The 17,788-nt window shown below is 72.1% G+C and carries 17 protein-coding genes; 15 read left to right on the top strand and 2 right to left on the bottom strand.

The genetic code is table 11. The features are described from left to right. Positions 1-34: 34 nt before the first annotated feature. Positions 35-1,588: a diguanylate cyclase domain-containing protein gene (locus tag ACN27B_RS04015; protein ID WP_396821849.1), complete on the bottom strand. Its 1,554-nt coding sequence runs from the start codon at positions 1,586-1,588 to the stop codon at positions 35-37. A gap of 73 nt (positions 1,589-1,661) precedes the next feature. Here ACN27B_RS04015 and prmC point away from each other — a divergent pair, with 73 nt between their 5' ends. The 4 genes from prmC to ACN27B_RS03995 all read left to right on the top strand — a co-directional run bounded on the left by prmC (position 1,662) and on the right by ACN27B_RS03995 (position 6,089). After that, positions 1,662-2,609 carry a peptide chain release factor N(5)-glutamine methyltransferase gene (gene prmC, locus ACN27B_RS04010; RefSeq protein ID WP_172967931.1) on the top strand — a complete coding sequence of 316 codons (948 nt, stop codon included), beginning with the start codon at positions 1,662-1,664 and terminating at the stop codon, positions 2,607-2,609. Next, positions 2,609-3,253, top strand: coding sequence for an L-threonylcarbamoyladenylate synthase (locus ACN27B_RS04005; RefSeq protein ID WP_099163866.1), 645 nt, complete (start codon positions 2,609-2,611; stop codon positions 3,251-3,253). Before prmC ends, ACN27B_RS04005 begins: the two co-directional genes overlap by 1 nt. Next, complete coding sequence (locus tag ACN27B_RS04000; RefSeq protein ID WP_422743537.1) at positions 3,254-3,865, top strand: phosphotyrosine protein phosphatase; 612 nt, start codon at positions 3,254-3,256, stop codon at positions 3,863-3,865. It abuts the gene before it with no gap. 112 nt (positions 3,866-3,977) lie between these two features. Beyond that, on the top strand, positions 3,978-6,089 hold the full coding sequence (locus ACN27B_RS03995; RefSeq protein WP_422743535.1) for a transglycosylase domain-containing protein: 2,112 nt from the start codon (positions 3,978-3,980) through the stop codon (positions 6,087-6,089). A 93-nt stretch (positions 6,090-6,182) separates the two neighbouring features. Here the strand turns inward: ACN27B_RS03995 and ACN27B_RS03990 are convergent, their stop codons facing one another. Beyond that, positions 6,183-7,649, bottom strand: coding sequence for an SDR family oxidoreductase (locus ACN27B_RS03990; protein WP_422743533.1), 1,467 nt, complete (start codon positions 7,647-7,649; stop codon positions 6,183-6,185). A gap of 35 nt (positions 7,650-7,684) precedes the next feature. Here ACN27B_RS03990 and glyA point away from each other — a divergent pair, with 35 nt between their 5' ends. From glyA to ACN27B_RS03935, 11 genes are all read left to right on the top strand, one after another. Beyond that, the gene (gene glyA, locus ACN27B_RS03985) at positions 7,685-8,974 is read left to right on the top strand and encodes a serine hydroxymethyltransferase (RefSeq protein WP_422743531.1); all 1,290 of its coding nucleotides are present in this window, start codon (positions 7,685-7,687) and stop codon (positions 8,972-8,974) included. After that, entirely contained in the window at positions 8,967-9,398 is a 432-nt protein-coding gene (locus tag ACN27B_RS03980) for a hypothetical protein (RefSeq protein WP_422743529.1), read from the top strand. Before glyA ends, ACN27B_RS03980 begins: the two co-directional genes overlap by 8 nt. Positions 9,399-9,572: 174 nt before the next feature. Continuing rightward, positions 9,573-9,809 carry an AtpZ/AtpI family protein gene (locus tag ACN27B_RS03975; RefSeq protein ID WP_091577014.1) on the top strand — a complete coding sequence of 79 codons (237 nt, stop codon included), beginning with the start codon at positions 9,573-9,575 and terminating at the stop codon, positions 9,807-9,809. Between the two features lie 11 nt (positions 9,810-9,820). Next, the gene (gene atpB, locus ACN27B_RS03970) at positions 9,821-10,618 is read left to right on the top strand and encodes a F0F1 ATP synthase subunit A (RefSeq protein ID WP_091571229.1); all 798 of its coding nucleotides are present in this window, start codon (positions 9,821-9,823) and stop codon (positions 10,616-10,618) included. Between the two features lie 70 nt (positions 10,619-10,688). Beyond that, positions 10,689-10,922: an ATP synthase F0 subunit C gene (locus ACN27B_RS03965; protein WP_091571232.1), complete on the top strand. Its 234-nt coding sequence runs from the start codon at positions 10,689-10,691 to the stop codon at positions 10,920-10,922. A 30-nt stretch (positions 10,923-10,952) separates the two neighbouring features. Further along, the gene (locus ACN27B_RS03960; protein WP_091571235.1) at positions 10,953-11,492 is read left to right on the top strand and encodes a F0F1 ATP synthase subunit B; all 540 of its coding nucleotides are present in this window, start codon (positions 10,953-10,955) and stop codon (positions 11,490-11,492) included. Beyond that, a complete protein-coding gene (locus tag ACN27B_RS03955; protein ID WP_099163872.1) occupies positions 11,492-12,313 on the top strand; it encodes a F0F1 ATP synthase subunit delta in 822 nt (273 codons plus the stop codon). The genes ACN27B_RS03960 and ACN27B_RS03955 overlap by 1 nt, the downstream gene beginning before the upstream one ends. 85 nt (positions 12,314-12,398) lie before the next feature. After that, on the top strand, positions 12,399-14,051 hold the full coding sequence (atpA, locus tag ACN27B_RS03950; RefSeq protein ID WP_099163873.1) for a F0F1 ATP synthase subunit alpha: 1,653 nt from the start codon (positions 12,399-12,401) through the stop codon (positions 14,049-14,051). 4 nt (positions 14,052-14,055) lie between these two features. Beyond that, positions 14,056-14,985 carry a F0F1 ATP synthase subunit gamma gene (locus ACN27B_RS03945; RefSeq protein ID WP_099163874.1) on the top strand — a complete coding sequence of 310 codons (930 nt, stop codon included), beginning with the start codon at positions 14,056-14,058 and terminating at the stop codon, positions 14,983-14,985. After that, a complete protein-coding gene (gene atpD / locus ACN27B_RS03940; RefSeq protein ID WP_099163875.1) occupies positions 14,985-16,430 on the top strand; it encodes a F0F1 ATP synthase subunit beta in 1,446 nt (481 codons plus the stop codon). Before ACN27B_RS03945 ends, atpD begins: the two co-directional genes overlap by 1 nt. A 214-nt stretch (positions 16,431-16,644) precedes the next feature. Further along, positions 16,645-17,787 (top strand): LCP family protein, encoded by a 1,143-nt coding sequence (locus ACN27B_RS03935; protein WP_099164927.1) that lies wholly within the window; start codon positions 16,645-16,647, stop codon positions 17,785-17,787. The last annotated feature ends 1 nt before the right edge of the window (position 17,788 follow it).

Below are 17,788 nucleotides of genomic sequence, written 5' to 3'. Positions count from 1 at the left end.
CCGGAGGCGTTAACAGGGGGCCCTTCCTTACCGCTCAGCTCGCGCGCAGCCGGTCCTTGGCGCGCAGCATCGCCCGGTCGGCCAGCTCGAACGCGGTGCCGAGCGCCTCGCGGACGCTGACCGTGGTGCTGCCGTCGACCTCGGCGAAGCCGATCGTCACGCCGACCGGGGTGCCCGGGACCAGCGACTCCCAGTCCTCGGTGCGGACGGCCGCCTCGATCCGCCGCGCCACCTCGACCGCCTCCGCCATGCCGGTGTCCGGGAGCACCACGACGAACTCGTCCCCGCCGTAGCGGGAGACGAAGTCGCCCCGCCGCATCACCCGGTTGATCACGCCGGCGATCCGTTGCAGCACCAGGTCGCCGGAGTGGTGGCCGTGCCGGGTGTTGACCGCCTTGAACCCGTCGAGGTCGCACACGCCGATCACCACCCGCTCGCCCCGGGACACCACCGCGCCGAGGTAGCGCTCCAACCGCCGCCGGTTGGGCAGGCCGGTGAGCGGGTCGGTGAGGGCCTCGCCCTCGTACCGGGCCGCCTCGCGGCGCATCTCCTCGTGGTCGATCCGGGCGGCGATGCCGTCGATGTAGACGTCCCGCAGGCGGTCGCTGCGCCGCGCGGCCAGCCGGAACGCGTGCCGGTCGGCCCGGTGCGCGCCGGCGTGGTCGCCGGCCCGGGCCAGCGCGACGCTGCGCAGCCGGGGCGCCTCGGCCGCGCCCAGCGTCTCGTCGGAGACCCGCAGCGCGTCCAGCCGGGTGACCGCCTCGATCGGCCGGCCGGCGGCGACCGCCAGGCAGACCTGGCCGAGCTGGCGCAGGTCGCGGGCGCGGGCGCTGTCGCCGCCGTGGCCGAGCAGGCGGTTCGGGTCGGCGTCCCCGGCCGACTCCACCCGGTCGCCGAGCGCGGCCCGCCGGGCGGCGGCGTAGCCGTAGGCGGCGAGGCTGCTGGGGCGCAGGTTGCCGGCCCGCCCGCCGCGCAGGAACCGGGCCAGGTCGCCGGCCACGTCGCGGAGCACCCGCAGACAGCCGTCGCTGTCGCCGTTGTGGTCCAGGGCCACCGCGTTGCGCAGCCGGATCCCCGGCGCGGCGAACGTCTCCTCCGGGATGCCCGCGCTCAGCCCGACCTCGCGGGCCCGCTCGATCGCGCCGAGGGCGTGGCCGTGGAAGCTGAGGTACGAGTACGCCATCGCCAGGTCGTGCCAGCCCCAGGCGGTGTCCCGGTCCGGGGTGTCGTCGGCGCCCAGCGCCCGGGCGGCCCGGACCAGGTGCATGACGCACCGGTCGAGCGCGCCCTGGTGGTGGGCGGCGAGCGCGGCGAGCGCGTTGAGGTGTCCGTGCAGGTAGGGCTCGGCGAGATCCCGCACGGCGGCGGAGGCGTCCTCGATCGCGCGGGTGAACTCGGCCGTCCGACCGAGATTGATCAGCGCGGAGAGGCGTTGCACCAACGCGTCGGCGCGCGCGTACGGGTCGTCGGTGGTGCGGATCACCCGGTCGAGCAGGACGCAGGCCTCCGCCGAGCGGCTGACCTCCTGCAACGCCCGGGCACGTCGGAGGGCGTCAACCTGGTCCTCGACCTGGTCGAGCCAGCCCACTCGCGACCTCCCTGCCGTGTGCGCCCGGACGCACCCGCTCGTGAGGTGACCCGCGACGCTTCATGATTATTGCGTGAGCACACTCCCGCAACACCCGTCCGAAGGGACAGAACGCGAACGGGCCTCGCTGGTGGTGGCCCGGGTCGCCCGGGCGCTGGCCGCGGCCGGGGTCGAGGCGCCCCGCGCGGAGGCCGAACAGTTGGCCGCGTACGTGCTGGCGGTGCCGCGCGGCCGGCTGGCGCTGGCCGACGGGTTCGGTCCGGCCCAGCGGGACCGCCTGGACGCGCTGGTCGCCCGGCGGGTGGCCCGGGAGCCGTTGCAGCACCTGGTCGGCGCGGCCGGGTTCCGGCACCTGGAGCTGGCGGTCGGGCCGGGGGTGTTCGTGCCCCGGCCGGAGACCGAGCTGCTCGCCGGTTGGGGGATCGACCGCGCCCGCCGGCTCGCCGCGCCGCTCGTGGTGGACCTGTGCAGCGGCTCCGGCGCGATCGCCCTCGCGGTGGCGCAGGAGGTGCCGGCGGCCCGGGTGGTGGCGGTGGAACGGTCCCCGGCCGCGCTGGCCTGGCTGCGCCGCAACGCCGCCGCCCGCGCCGGGGCGGGGGACCGGCCGATCGAGGTGGTGGTCGCCGACGTCACCGACCCGGAGCTGCTGGCCGACCTGGCGGGCCGGGTCGACGTGCTGCTCTGCAATCCGCCGTACGTGCCCCGGTCGGTGGTGGTGCCGCCGGAGGTGGCCGGTCACGACCCGGACGAGGCGGTGTTCGGCGGCGCGGACGGGCTGGACGTGATCCGCCCGGTGGTGGCCCGGGCCGCGACGCTGCTGCGACCGGGTGGCGCGATCGGCGTCGAGCACGACGACACGCACGCCGCGGCGGTGCCGGCGCTGCTCGCCGGCGACGGCCGCTACGAGCGCGTGGCGGAGCACCGGGACCTGGCCGGGCGGCCCCGCTGGGCGACGGCGTCCCGCCGGGCGGACGGCCGACACGCCGACCCCGGCGCGGCGTGGCAGACTGACTCCTCGTGATGCTCTACGACTGTCGGTCGCCCGCCGACCGGGACCGCGGCATCGCCGCTGCCATCGAGGCGGTCAAGAACGGGGAACTGGTCGTCCTGCCGACCGACACGGTCTACGGGATCGGGGCGGACGCCTTCACCCCGTACGCGGTGAAGGCGCTGGCGGACACCAAGGGCGGCGCCCGGCAGGCGCCGCCGGTGCTGATCGGCTCCCGGCACACGCTCGACGGCCTGGTGTTCTCGCTGCCGCAGGCGGCCCGCGACCTGGTCGAGGCGTTCTGGCCGGGCGCGCTGACGATCGTGGTGGAGCACTCGCCGAGCCTGGCCTGGGACCTGGGCGACACCAGCGGCACGGTGGCGGTGCGGATGCCCCTGCACCCGGTCGCGCTGGAGGTGCTGCGGGAGACCGGGCCGATGGCGGTGGCCTCGGCCAACAAGATCGGCCAGCCCGCCGCGCTCACCGCGGAGGAGGCCCGCGACCAGCTCGGCTACGGCGTGCGGGCCTACCTGGAGGCCGGGCCGGCGGTGGACCCGGTGCCGAGCACCATCGTCGACCTGACCGGCGAGGTGCCGCGGGTGCTGCGGCAGGGCGCGGTGACGCTGCCGAAGCTGCGCGACGTGGTGCCGGGCATCCTCGACGAGCGGGGGCTCTGAGTGCCGCCCTTCACCGTCCTGCACGTCTGCATGGGCAACATCTGCCGTTCCCCGATGGCCGAGCGGCTGCTGCTGCTCGCGGTCCGGGAGCGGCTGGGCCGCCTCGACGTCGACCCGGCCGGTTCGGACGCGCTGGTGCACAGCCACAGCGCCGGCACCGGTGGCTGGCACGCGGGTGAGGAGATGAACCCGCCCGCCGCCCGGCAGGTGACGGCGCGCGGCGGTGACGTGGCCGGGTTCGCCGCGCGCCGGCTCCGCTCGGACCTCATCGACGCCGCCGACCTGGTGCTCACCGCCACCGCCGACCAGCAGGAGTACGTGGTGGCGCTGCGTTCGGACGCCGCCGGGCGCACGTTCGTGCTGGGTGAGTTCGGCCGGCTGCTCGGCGGCCTCGACCGCTCCGCCCTGCCGCCCGCCGAGCCGACCCCGGATGCCGTGCACGCCCGCGGGGTGGCGCTGGTGGCGGCGGTCGACGCGCTCCGCCGGGGCGCCGCCGCGCTGCCCACCGACGATCTGGACGACCCGTGGGGTCGGGGTGACCAGTGCTTCAGCCGGGTGGCCGACGAGATCGAGGAGACGGTCCAGCCGCTCGCCGCCGCGCTGCTGCCCTGACGTTCATCCTTTCTCGCGAACTTCCTGCGCATTTCGCCGAAGATGGCGGTGAAAGCGGCGATTCCGGTCATTCTTGACGGGTCCGTACGGCCGGCTCCTGCGGGGAGAGCTGATGAACCGGGCCCATCTCGACAAGCTGTTCACCGTTCTGCTCGCCGGCGTGCTCGCCGGACTGGCCCTGGCCGCCGCGGCGCTGCCGGCCGCGCTGGTCCTCGGGTTGGGCGTGAAGAACCTGATGCCGTACACCACGCTGCCGGAGGCGCTCAAGGCGCCGCAGCCGGCGCAGCGATCCAACCTCTACGCCAACGACGGCCAGACGCTGATCACGTCGTTCTACGTCGAGGACCGGGTGGACGTGCCGGTCGGCGAGGTGGCGCCGGTGATGCGGGACGCCATCGTGGCCGCCGAGGACGTGCGCTTCTACGAGCACCACGGCGTCGACGTGCGCGGCGTGGTGCGGGCGTTCACGGCCAACCGCCGGGAGGGCACCCGGCAGGGCGCCTCCACGCTGACCATGCAGTACGTGCGCAACGCGCTGGCCGGTGACCCCCGGCTGACCGAGGAGCAGCGGGCCGCGGCCACCGAGATCACCGTCGGCCGCAAGATCCGCGAGATGCGGTACGCGCTGACGTTGGAACGGCAGGTCGGCAAGGACGAGATCCTGGGGCGGTACCTGAACATCGCGTACTTCGGCGCGGGCGCGTACGGCATCGCCGCCGCCAGCAAGCGCTACTTCTCCACCACCCCGGACCGGCTCACGCTGGCCCAGGCCGCGCTGCTCGCCGGGCTGGTCCGCTCGCCGGCGAGCGACGACCCGATCAACGGTGACGCCGACGCGGCGGTGGCCCGCCGGGCGTACGTGCTGGACCGGATGGTGGAGACCGGCCGGGTGAGCGCGGCGGACGCCGCCGCGGCGAAGGCGACGGAACTGGCCCTCGACCCCAAGAGCACCCCGAACGACTGCGCCGCCGTGCCGGCCGGGCACAACGACTGGGGCTTCTTCTGCGACTGGTTCACCCAGTGGTGGAACGCCCAGCCGGCGTTCGGCAAGACCGTTGACGAACGCCAGCGCACGCTGCGCCGGGGCGGGTGGTCCATCGTGTCCTCGCTCGACCCGGACGTGCAGGGCAAGACCAGCGAGCAGGTACGCGCGATCTACCCGGAGACGATCCAGCGCGCCGCCCCCACCGCGGTGGTGCAGCCGGGCACCGGACGGGTCCTGGCCCTGGCGGTCAACCGCACCTACGGCGTGGCCGAGAACCCGGCCGGGCAGCAGAACTACCCGAACACGGTCAACCAGCTGGTGGCCGGCGGCGGTGGCATCACCGGCTACCAGGCCGGTTCGACGTTCAAGCTGTTCGCGCTGCTGGCCGCGCTGGAGTCCGGGCTGCCGCTGGACACCGAGTTCGACGCCCCCCGGGTCTACGTCACGAAGTACCCGATCGACGGCGGTCCGGCCAGCTGCGGCGGCCGGTGGTGCCCGGAGAACGCCAACACCTACTGGATGGACGGCGACCGGGACATGTGGGACGCGTTCGGTCGCTCGGTCAACACCTACTTCGCCTGGCTGACCGAGCGGGTCGGCGCGGACCGGGTGGTCGAGATGGCCGAGCGGCTGGGCATCGTGTTCCGCGCCCCCGAGGACGCGCGGATGGCCCGCGACGGGGCGAAGAACTGGGGGCCGTTCACGCTCGGCGTCTCCGCCACCACGCCGCTGGACCTGGCCAACGCGTACGCCACGGTGGCCGCCGAGGGCACCTGGTGCCGGCCCACCCCGGTCACCTCCATCACCGACCCGTCCGGCCGCAAGGTGGCCGCCGGGAACACCGACTGCCGGCAGGTGCTGGACACCGAGGTCGCCCGCGCGGCGGCCGACGCCAGCCGCTGCCCGGTCGGCGACCAGTCGATGTACCGCAAGTGCGACGGGGGCACGGCCGAGGAACTGGCCCCCGGCCTGCGCCGCCCGCTCGCCGGCAAGACCGGCAGTTCGGAGCGGAACGCCACCGAGACGGTCGTCGCGTTCACCCCGCAGCTCTCCGTGGCGACCATCGCCGCCAACCCGGACGACCCCCGGGACGCGGTCGGCGGCGGCGTGCAGAAGCGGCAGATCGCCGCCGTCGGCCGCATCCTCGCCTGGGCCCTGCGCGACCAGCCGGTCGAGGACTTCGTCCCTCCCGGCCAGCCCGTCGCGTTCGAACACACCAGCCCCCGCACCGGCAACTGACCACCCTCGCTGATCTTGCAGTTGCTGCCCGGGCGAAAGCGGCACAGGCCGCGAAACGCGGGCCGCAACTGCAAGATCGCGGGGGTGGGGCGGTCACACGGGGTTCTGTTCGGCGCCTCGGGCTATGTTGCGGGCCATGCCGCCGAAGACGACGGCGTGGAACGGGGCGACCGAGGCCCAGTAGAGGTGGCCGGGGAGGCCGTGCGGGAGGAAGACCGCGCGCTGGACGTAGCGGCTGCGGCCCTCGCCGGTCGGCTCGGCGCGCATCTCCAGCCAGGCCCGGCCGGGCAGCCGCATCTCGGCCCGCAGCCGCAGCAGCTCACCCGGGACGATCTCCTCGACCCGCCAGAAGTCCAGCGCCTCGCCGACCTGGAGCCGGTGCGGGTCGCGCCGGCCCCGGCGCAGCCCGACGCCGCCGACCAGCCGGTCCAGCCAGCCCCGCACCGACCAGGCCAGCGGGAACGAGTACCAGCCGTGCTCGCCGCCGACACCCTCGATGACCCGCCACAGCGCCGCCGGCGGCGCCTCCACGGCCCGCTCCCGCAGGTCGGTGTAGGTCGTGCCGCCGGACCAGTGCGGGTCCGAGGGCAGCGGCTCGGCCGGCGCGTCCGGCCCGCTCGCGTTCGACCAGCGCGTCTCCACCTGCGCGTCGCGCACCTTCGCCAGCGCCAGCGCGACCGCCTGGTCGAAGCCGGTCAGCCCCTCCGGCGGGTCCGGCACGTAGCGGGCGATGTCGTGTTCGTGCGCCACCGCCTCGTGGACCAGGCTCTCCACCAGCGGCCGGGCGATCGCGTTCGGCACCGGCGTGATCAGGCCGACCCAGTGCGAGGAGAGCGACGGGGTGAGCGGTCGCACCGGCAGGATGAGCCGGCGCCGCAGCCCGGCCACCCGGGCGTAGCGCTGCATCATCTGCGCGAACGTCAGCACGTCCGGGCCGCCGATGTCGAAGCCCCGGTTCACGTCCGGCGGCAGGGAGGCGCAGCCGACCAGGTAGCGCAGCACGTCCCGGACCGCGATCGGCTGGATCCGGTTGCGCACCCAGCGCGGGGTGACCATCGCCGGCAGCCGCTCGGTCAGGTGGCGCAGCATCTCGAACGAGGCCGAGCCGGACCCGATGATCACCGCCGCGCGCAGCACCGCGGTCGGCACGCCGCTGTCCAGCAGGATCCGGCCGACCTCCGCCCGGGACCGCAGGTGCGCCGAGGGCAGCTTCTCCCGTTCCGCCGGCTCCGGCCCGCCCAGGTAGACGATCCGGCGTACGCCCGCGGCGCGCGCCGCCTCGGCGAAGTTCGTCGCCGCCTCCCGGTCGGCCGCCTCGAAGCCGCGCTGGCCCAGCGAGTGGACCAGGTAGTACGCGACGTCCACGCCCTCGAACGCGGCCGGCAGCGTCTCCGGCCGGCTCAGGTCGCCCTCGGCGATCTCCGCCTCGGCCGCCCAGGGCACGTCGCGCAGCCGACCCGCCTTGCGGGCCAGGCAGCGTACGGTGTGCCCCTCGGCCAGCAGCCGGGGCGCCAGGCGCCCGCCGATGTAGCCGGTCGCACCGGTGACGAGGCATCTCACGGCATCCAGTGTGCGGCTCCGTAGACTCCTTCGCTGTGGAGAACGCGAGGGACACCTTCTGGGGACCGGACTTCCAGCAGCTCAGCACCGTCGACCCGGAGATCGCCGAGGTGGTGCTGGGTGAGCTGGACCGGCTGCGTGGCGGCCTGCAACTGATCGCCAGCGAGAACCTCACGTCGCCGGCGGTGCTGGCCGCGCTCGGCTCCACGCTCACCAACAAGTACGCCGAGGGCTACCCGGGCCGGCGCTACTACGGCGGCTGCGCCGAGGTGGACCGCGCCGAGGAACTGGGTATCGCGCGGGCCAAGGAGCTGTTCGGCGCCGAGCACGCCAACCTCCAGCCGCACTCCGGGGCGAGCGCCAACCTGGCCGCGTACGCCGCCCTGGTGCAGCCGGGCGACACGGTGCTCGCCATGGACCTGCCGCACGGCGGCCACCTGACCCACGGCAGCCGGGTGAACTTCTCCGGCAAGTGGTTCCACCCGGTCGGCTACCCGGTGCGGCCGGACACCGAGACCATCGACTACGACGAGGTGCGCGACCTGGCCCGGGCGCACCGGCCGAAGCTGATCATCTGCGGCGCGACCGCGTACCCCCGCCTGATCGACTTCGCTCGGTTCCGCGAGATCGCCGACGAGGTCGACGCGTACCTGATGGTGGACGCCGCCCACTTCATCGGCCTGGTGGCCGGCGGCGCGATCCCGTCGCCGGTGCCGCACGCCGACGTGGTCACCGCGACCACCCACAAGGTGCTGCGCGGCCCGCGCGGCGGCATGATCCTGTGCCGGGAGTCGCTCGCCGCCCGGATCGACAAGGCGGTGTTTCCGTTCACCCAGGGCGGCCCGCTGATGCACGCGGTCGCCGCCAAGGCGGTCGCGCTGCGCGAGGCCGCGCAGCCGGAGTTCCGCACCTACGCCGCCCAGGTGGTCGGCAACGCCCGCGCGCTGGCCGACGGGCTGGCCGCCGAGGGCCTGCGCCCGGTCTCCGGCGGCACCGACACCCACCTGGCCCTGCTCGACCTGCGGGAGGCCGGCGTGACCGGCGCCGAGGCCGAGGCGCGCTGCGACGCCGCCGGCGTCACGCTCAACAAGAACGCGATCCCGTACGACCCGCAGCCGCCGATGGTCGCCTCCGGCATCCGGGTGGGCACCCCGAGCGTCACCACGCAGGGCATGCGCGAGGGAGAGATGCGGCGGATAGCGGCGTTGGTCGGCCGGGCGGTGCGAACCGATCCGGAGGCGCCCGGGGGCGCCGACGAACTGGCCCGGATCGCCGCCGACGTGACCGAGCTGGTCACCGCGTTCCCGGCGTACCCCCGTGGCTGAGCCGGGGACGCGCGCGGCGGAGGCGGCCGCGGACCGGGGCTGGCGACTGCGTCACCTGCCCGTGCTGCTGGCCGCGGTGGCGGTCGTGGCCGCGGTGGCGGCGGTGGCCGGCGGGGTGTGGCGCGGCGCGGACGGCGCGCTCGGCGCGGCGGCCGGGGTGGCGGTCACGGCGGCCAGCTACACGCTGACCACCGTCGTGCTGGCCTGGGCGGACGCCCGGGACCCGCAGCTGGTGCTGCCGCTCGGGCTGGGCCTCTACGTGGCCAAGATGACCGCGCTGGGCGGGGTGATGGTGCTGGTCGCCTCGACCGGCTGGCCGGGGCTGATCCCGTTCTGCGTCGGCGTCGCGGCGGGTGTCGTGGTCTGGACCGGAGTGCACATCTGGTGGTTGGCCACCGTCCACGCGCGACGGCAGGCGCGCTGAGCTGTCCCACCCTTCGGGCGACGCGCCGGTGTGTCCGCGATCGGTCATTCTCTCAGTGGCGGGGGAGGAGTACGGTGCCTCCAGACGACTTCGCCCGCCCGTGTCCCACACAACCAGGTTGTGCGGGGGGTGAGGCACAACCTCTTCTGCTCGACTGATATCGTTCGCCCCGTCATGGCCGGTGACCAGAAACCCCCCAACACTGGCGGCCCGGGCGACGTTCCGTCCGGTGCCGGTCAGGGTTGGACCGCGCTCTCATACCTCATCGGAGGCATGCTCGTCTGGGGTTTCATCGGCTGGTTGGTCGACCGTTGGCTCGATACCGGCGGCATCGCCACCGGCATCGGGGTCGTGCTCGGCATGGCCGGGGGCATCATCCTGGTCGTCCGCCGGCTGGGCACGCCTACATAGGAAGGGACGCGGTGTTCGGACAGGCGAACGTCCTGGCTCAGGGCCAGGCGGAATTCCCACCGAGCGTGGGGGACTTCTACCTGCCCAGCATCCTGCCCTGGGGTGCGGAGAACTCGTACTGGTTCACCAAGATCACGGCGATGGTGTGGGTCGCCGTCGGTATCTTGATCATCTTCTTCCTGGTCAGCTACCGGAACCCGCAGCTCGTGCCCACCAAGAAGCAGTGGTTCGCCGAATCCATCTACGGCTTCGTGCGCAACAACATCGCGGTGGACATGATCGGGCACGCGGGGGTGCGGTTCGCGCCGTACTTCACCACGCTCTTCTGCTTCATCCTGCTGACGAACTTCTTCGCGATCGTGCCGTTCTTCCAGATCTCGCCGAACTCGCACATCGCCTTCCCGGCCTTCCTCGCCGTGATCAGCTACGTGATGTTCAACTACGTGGGCATCCGGCACCACGGCTTCGTGAAGTACTTCAAGAACTCTCTGGTTCCGCCGGCGCCCTGGTTCATCCTGCCGCTGCTGATCCCGATCGAGCTCTTCTCGACCTTCATCGTCCGGCCGTTCTCGCTGGCCGTCCGTCTCTTCGCGAACATGTTCGCCGGCCACATGCTCCTGCTGGTCTTCACGCTCGGCGGGTTCGCCATGATCAGCGCCAACGCCTGGCTGGCACCGGTCTCGGTGCTGTCCTGGACGATGACGATCGCGCTGACCTTCCTCGAGTTCCTGGTGATCTGTCTGCAGGCGTACGTCTTCACGGTGCTGACCGCCAGCTACGTGCAGGGCGCCCTCGCCGACGAGCACTGATCCGTTCTTTCGCACCAACCGTTGTCGTCCCGCGTGAGAGTCACGCGTGATAACCAGGAGGAACCAACCAATGGACATCTACGCCGCGGTAGAGGGCAGCACCGCCGCCATCGGCTACGGTCTCGCGGCCATCGGCCCGGGCATCGGCGTGGGCCTGGTCTTCTCGGCCTACATCCAGTCGACCGCCCGTCAGCCGGAGTCGTCCCGGATGACCCTGCCGTACGTCTGGATCGGCTTCGCCGTCATCGAGGCCCTGGCGCTGCTGGGCATCGCGTTCGGCTTCATCTGGCAGGGCCAGCTCTAATCCAGCCCCCCATCGACCGGGAGGTCTTCCATGTTCTTCCTCGCCGCTGAGGGTGGTGAGACGACCCACAACCCGATCATTCCCGTCTGGGAGGAGATCGTGGTCGGTGGGATCGCCTTCATCGTGCTCTGCTTCGTGCTGATGAAGTTCGTCTTCCCGCGCATGGAGCAGACGTTCCAGGCCCGGGTCGACGCGATCGAGGGTGGCATCAAGCGCGCCGAGGCCGCCCAGGCCGAGGCCAACCAGCTGCTCGAGCAGTACCGGGCGCAGCTCGCGGAGGCGCGTACCGACGCCGCCAAGATCCGCGACGACGCCCGGGCCGACGCCGAGGGCATCCGTCAGGACATCCTCGCCAAGGCGCGCGAGGAGTCCGACCGGGTCATCGCGGCCGGCAAGGAGCAGCTCGCCGCCGAGCGGGCCACCATCGTGCGCGAGCTGCGCACCGAGGTCGGCACCATCGCGGTGGACCTGGCCAGCAAGATCGTCGGTGAGTCGCTGGCCGACGAGGCGCGTCGCAAGGGCACCGTGGACCGGTTCCTGAGCGGTCTCGAGAGCACGGGGGCCCGCTGATGCAGGCCGCCAGCCGGGAGTCGTACAAGGTCGGGGCCGAGCGCCTCGACGCGTACGCCCGCGGCGCGGAGCCGTCGGCGGTGGCCTCCACCGCCGACGACATCCTCTCCGTCGCCGCCCTGCTGCGGCGCGAGCCGCGGCTGCGCCGGGCGCTCTCCGACCCGGCCCGCTCGGGCGAGGACCGCAGCGCGCTGCTCACCGGGATCCTGGGCGGCAAGGTCGGCGCGGACGCGCTCGACCTGCTCACCACGCTGGTCTCCGGCCGCTGGTCGGCCCCGTCCCAGCTGCTCGACGGCGTCGAGCGGCTGGGCGTGGAGGCGCTCCTGGCGAGCGCCGACTCGGCCGGCGAGCTGGGCGAGGTCGAGGACGAGCTGTTCCGCTTCGGGCAGGTCGTCTCCGGCTCCACCGAGCTGTCCAACGCGCTCTCCGACCCGATGGCCCCGGTCGAGCGGCGGGCCACCCTGGCCCAGCAGCTGCTCTCCGGCAAGGCCCGGCCGGTCACCGTCCGCCTCGTCGAGGTCGCGCTCGCCGGCTTCGGGGGGCGCTCCTTCAGCGGAGCGCTGACCCGGCTGGTCGAGCTGGCCGCCGACCGGCGGGACCGGCAGGTCGCGTACGTGACCGTGGCGGCCCCGCTGACCGACGAGGAGGAGCGACGCCTCGGTGCCCGCCTCACCGAGATGTACGGTCGGGAGGTGTCCGTCAAGCAGACGGTCGACCCCGACGTGCTCGGCGGGGTGCGCGTACGGGTCGGCTCCGACCTGTACGACGGCACCGTCCTGCGCCGCCTCAACGAGACCCGCAACGCGCTCGCGAAGCGCTGACCAGCGTCTTAGCAGCCCTGATTCGACGCCATCGGACCGGTCGGTACTAGGTATCCCGGGCCCCTGAACTTTAAGGAAGCAGAGGATGGCCGAGCTGACCATCTCGACGGAGGAGATCCGCGGCGCCCTGGAGCGCTACGTCTCCTCCTACTCGACCGACGTCTCCCGCGAGGAGGTCGGCACCGTCGCCGACACCGGTGACGGCATCGCCCACGTCGAGGGCCTGCCCTCGACCATGACCAACGAGCTCCTGGAGTTCGAGGACGGCACGCTCGGCGTGGCGCTGAACCTCGACGTCCGGGAGATCGGTGTCGTCGTCCTGGGTGACTCCGCCAAGCTGGAGGAGGGGCAGCGCGTCAAGCGCACCGGCCGGGTGCTCTCGGTTCCGGTCGGCGACGCCTTCCTCGGCCGCGTGGTCAACGCCCTCGGCGACCCGATCGACGGCCTCGGCGACATCGCCAACGAGGGTTACCGCGAGCTGGAGCTCCAGGCCCCGAACGTGATGGCCCGGCAGTCGGTGTTCGAGCCGCTGCAGACCGGCATCAAGGCCGTCGACGCGATGACCCCGATCGGCCGTGGCCAGCGCCAGCTGATCATCGGCGACCGGAAGACCGGCAAGACCACGGTCGCCCTGGACGCGGTGCTCAACCAGCGCGACAACTGGCGCTCCGGCGACCCGACCAAGCAGGTCCGCTGCATCTACGTCGCGATCGGCCAGAAGGCCTCCACCATCGCCTCCATCAAGGGGACGCTGGAGGAGGCCGGCGCGATGGAATACACCACCATCGTCGCCTCCCCGGCCTCCGACCCGGCCGGCTTCAAGTACCTCGCGCCCTACACCGGCTCGTCCATCGGGCAGCACTGGATGTACGGCGGCAAGCACGTCCTGATCATCTTCGACGACCTGAGCAAGCAGGCCGAGGCGTACCGCGCCGTGTCGCTGCTGCTGCGCCGCCCGCCGGGCCGCGAGGCCTACCCGGGTGACGTCTTCTACCTGCACTCCCGCCTGCTGGAGCGCTGCGCGAAGCTCTCCGACGAGCTGGGCGGCGGCTCGATGACCGGCCTGCCGATCATCGAGACCAAGGCGAACGACATCTCGGCGTTCATCCCGACCAACGTCATCTCGATCACCGACGGCCAGATCTTCCTCGAGACCGACCTGTTCAACCAGGGCGTCCGACCGGCCATCAACGTCGGCACCTCGGTGTCCCGGGTCGGTGGCGCCGCGCAGGTGAAGCCGATGCGCAAGGTCGCCGGTTCGCTCCGGCTGAACCTGGCCCAGTACCGGGAGCTGGAGGCGTTCGCCGCCTTCGCGTCCGACCTGGACCGGGCGTCGCAGAACCAGCTGAACCGTGGCGCCCGCCTGGTCGAGCTGCTCAAGCAGCCGAACTACTCGCCGTACCCGGTGCAGGAGCAGGTCGTCTCCGTCTGGGCCGGCGTCGAGGGCAAGCTCGACGACGTCCCGGTCGGCGAGATCCGCCGCTTCGAGTCGGAGTTCCTGCAGTACCTCCGGCACAAGCACGAGGGCGTGCTCGCGGCGATCGCGGACAACAAGTGGGACGACGACATCATCTCCTCGCTGGACTCGGCCATCGCCGAGTTCAAGCAGGTCTTCCTGGGCAAGGAGGACGAGGTCCGGGTCAACGACGCGCCGGCGCAGCCGCTGGAGGGCGAGGAGACCCGCGAGACGGTGACCCGCTTCCGCGACGGCACCACCGACCGCCCGGCCGAGAGCTGATCCGATGGCCGCCCAGGTACGCGTTCTCCGACAGCGGATCCGTTCCGCCAAGGGGATGAAGAAGATCACCAAGGCGATGGAGCTCGTCGCGACGAGCCGCATCGCCAAGGCCCAGGCCAAGGTGGCGGCCTCGCTGCCGTACGCCGAGGCGATCACCGGCGTGCTGACGGCGCTGGCCTCGAACGCGCGGATCGACCACCCGCTGCTCACCCCGCGCGAGCGGGTGCGGCGGGCGGGCGTCCTGCTGGTCACGTCCGACCGGGGTCTGGCCGGCGGCTACAGCTCGAACGCGATCCGGACCGCCGAGTCGCTGATCGCCCGGCTCCGCGCCGACGGCAAGGAGCCGGTGCTCTACGTCATCGGTCGCAAGGGCGTGGCGTACTACCGGTTCCGCAACCGGGAGATCGCCGGCAGCTGGACCGGATTCTCGGAGCAGCCGTCGTTCGAGGACGCCCGCGAGGTCGGTGAGACGCTGATCAAGGCGTTCACCGCCGGCGCGGACGACACCGACGGCAGCGCCGGCGCGGACGGGATCCTCGGGGTCGACGAGCTGCACATCGTCTACACCGAGTTCAAGTCCCTGATGACGCAGAACCCGGTGACCCGGATCGTCGGCCCGATGCAGGTCGAGGACCGCCCGCGGTCCGAGGGCCTGCTTCCGGCGTACGAGTTCGAGCCGGAGCCGGAGTCGCTGCTCGACGCCCTGCTGCCGAAGTACATCAACACGCGGATCTACGCGGCGTTGCTGGAATCGGCGGCGAGCGAGTCGGCCGCCCGTCGGCGGGCGATGAAGAGCGCCACCGACAACGCCGAAGAGATGATCGAGAAGTACACGCGCGAGATGAACTCGGCCCGTCAGGCCGGGATCACCCAGGAGATCAGTGAGATCGTCGGCGGCGCGAACGCGCTGGCCGCGTCGGGAAGTGAAGTGTGATGACTGTATCCGCAGTTGAGACCAAGACGGCCACGGGTCGCGTGGTCCGGGTCATCGGCCCGGTCGTCGACGCCGAGTTCCCGCGTGACGCGATGCCGGAGTTGTTCAACGCCCTGCACGTCGACGTGACGCTCTCCGGTGGTGAGAAGACGCTGACCCTGGAGGTCGCCCAGCACCTGGGTGACAACCTGGTCCGCGCCATCTCGATGCAGCCGACCGACGGTCTGGTCCGCGGCACCGACGTGCGGGACACCGGCGCCCCGATCAGCGTGCCGGTCGGCGACGCGGTCAAGGGCCACGTGTTCAACGCGATCGGCGAGTGCCTCAACCTCACCGAGGGCGAGACGATCAACGCCGACGACCACTGGGGCATCCACCGCAAGGCTCCGGCCTTCGCGGACCTGGAGCCGAAGACCGAGATGCTGGAGACCGGCATCAAGGTCATCGACCTGCTCGCCCCGTACGTCAAGGGCGGCAAGATCGGCCTGTTCGGCGGCGCGGGCGTGGGCAAGACGGTGCTCATCCAGGAGATGATCACCCGGGTGGCCCGGAACTTCGGTGGTACCTCGGTCTTCGCCGGCGTGGGTGAGCGCACCCGTGAGGGCAACGACCTCATCGCCGAGATGACCGAGTCGGGCGTCATCGACAAGACCGCGCTGGTCTACGGCCAGATGGACGAGCCGCCGGGCACCCGGCTGCGGGTCGCGCTCTCCGCGCTCACCATGGCGGAGTACTTCCGCGACGTGAAGAAGCAGGAGGTGCTGCTCTTCATCGACAACATCTTCCGCTTCACCCAGGCCGGTTCCGAGGTCTCCACGCTGCTCGGCCGCATGCCGAGCGCCGTGGGTTACCAGCCGACCCTGGCCGACGAGATGGGCGAGCTCCAGGAGCGGATCACCTCCGTCCGGGGCCAGGCCATCACCTCGATGCAGGCGATCTACGTGCCCGCCGACGACTACACCGACCCGGCGCCGGCCACCACGTTCGCCCACCTCGACGCGACCACCAACCTGGAGCGGTCGATCTCCGACAAGGGCATCTACCCGGCCGTGGACCCGCTGGCGTCCTCGTCCCGGATCCTCGCCCCGGAGTTCGTGGGCGAGGAGCACTTCGCCGTCGCCACCGAGGTGAAGCGGATCCTGCAGCGCTACAAGGACCTGCAGGACATCATCGCCATCCTCGGCATCGAGGAGCTCTCCGAGGAGGACAAGCTCACCGTCGGCCGCGCCCGCCGGATCGAGCGGTTCCTCTCGCAGAACACCTACGCCGCCGAGCAGTTCACCGGCGTCCCGGGCTCGACGGTTCCGATCGCGGAGACCATCGACGCCTTCCGCCGGATCAGCGAGGGGGAGTTCGACCACTTCCCGGAGCAGGCGTTCTTCATGTGCGGTGGCCTGGAGGACCTCAAGGCCAAGGCCAAGGAGCTGATGGGTGAGGAGGGCTGAGAGCCCGATCACACCCACGGAGGCCGCCCCGACGATCGTCGGGGCGGCCTTCGCCTGTTCAGGGCGCCTCTCTACCAGATGCCCGGTTCACCGGCAAGCGGTTCGCCGACGCGCGCGGTACCGTTCCTGACACGACTTCACATCCCGACCGTCGATCTCTGCAACGAAACGGACCCCCGCGCCCGTCTCCTCCTCGTGGGCGCGACGATTGGAGATGCTCGTGGGTAAGGGCGGCACGGACCGCGGCAAGCGGTCCATGTGGCGTGGCGTGCCCCGGTGGGCCCGCGTCAGCACCATCCTCGGCATCGTCATGATGGTGCTCAGCGGCTCGGTGCTGGTGGGCTATCACGCCCTGGTCGCCCGCTACGAGGGCTCGGTCGGCAAGGGCGACCTCTTCGGCGACCAGGCGGCCGGCGCGACGGAGAAGAAGAGCGACATCAAGGGGCCGCTCAACATCCTCCTGGTCGGCGTGGACCCCCGCACCCCGACGGCCCGCCCGCTCTCCGACTCGATCATGATCCTGCACGTGCCGGCCGGCATGGACCGGGGCTACCTCTTCTCGCTCCCGCGCGACCTGCGGGTGGAGATCCCGGCCTTCCCCAAGGCCGACTACGCCGGCGGCACCGACCGGATCAACGCCGCCATGTCCCACGGCAGCAACGTGCCGGGCAAGAACCCGAGCGCGGCGCAGGGCTTCGAACTGCTCGCGAAGACCGTCCAGCAGGTCACCGGCATCAAGCGCTTCGACGCCGGCGCCATCATCAACTTCAGCGGGTTCAAGAAGATCGTCGACGCCATGGGCGGCGTCGACATGTACATCGAGCGGGACGTCAAGTCCGAGCACCTCAAGCCGGACGGCACGCCCCGCCAGCTCAAGCCCGGCGGCGGGGGCTACCTCGGCCCGCAGGCCAAGTACGAGAAGGGCAACGCCCACCTGAACGGCTGGCAGGCCCTGGACTACGTGCGGCAGCGCTACCCGAAGAACGGTGTACCGGACGCGGACTACGGCCGGCAGCGGCACCAGCAGCAGTTCGTCAAGGCGATGGTGAGCCAGGCGTTCAGCGCCGACGTGGTGGCCAACCCGATCAAGCTGGACCGGGTGCTGCGCGCGGCCGGGCAGTCGCTGATCTTCAACGGCCGAGGCAACAGCGTGGTCGACTTCGGAGTGGCACTGAAGGGCATCCGCCCCGACGCGATCGAGACGATCAAGCTGCCGGGCGGCCCGATCGGCAGCGGCAGCGCCTACCGAGGTGAGCAACTGCTGCCCCCGGCCGACGACTTCTTCGCGGCCCTGCGCGCCGAGCAGCTGGACGCGTTCCTGCTGGAGCACCCCGACTTCAAGCAGAAGACCAAGTAGC

The organism is Micromonospora sp. WMMD754 (genome assembly GCF_049315235.1).
Taxonomy (GTDB): Bacteria; Actinomycetota; Actinomycetes; order Mycobacteriales; family Micromonosporaceae; genus Micromonospora; species Micromonospora sediminicola.
The sequence above is the reverse complement of the archived record's forward strand: the minus strand, read 5'-3'. Positions and strand labels throughout refer to the sequence as shown.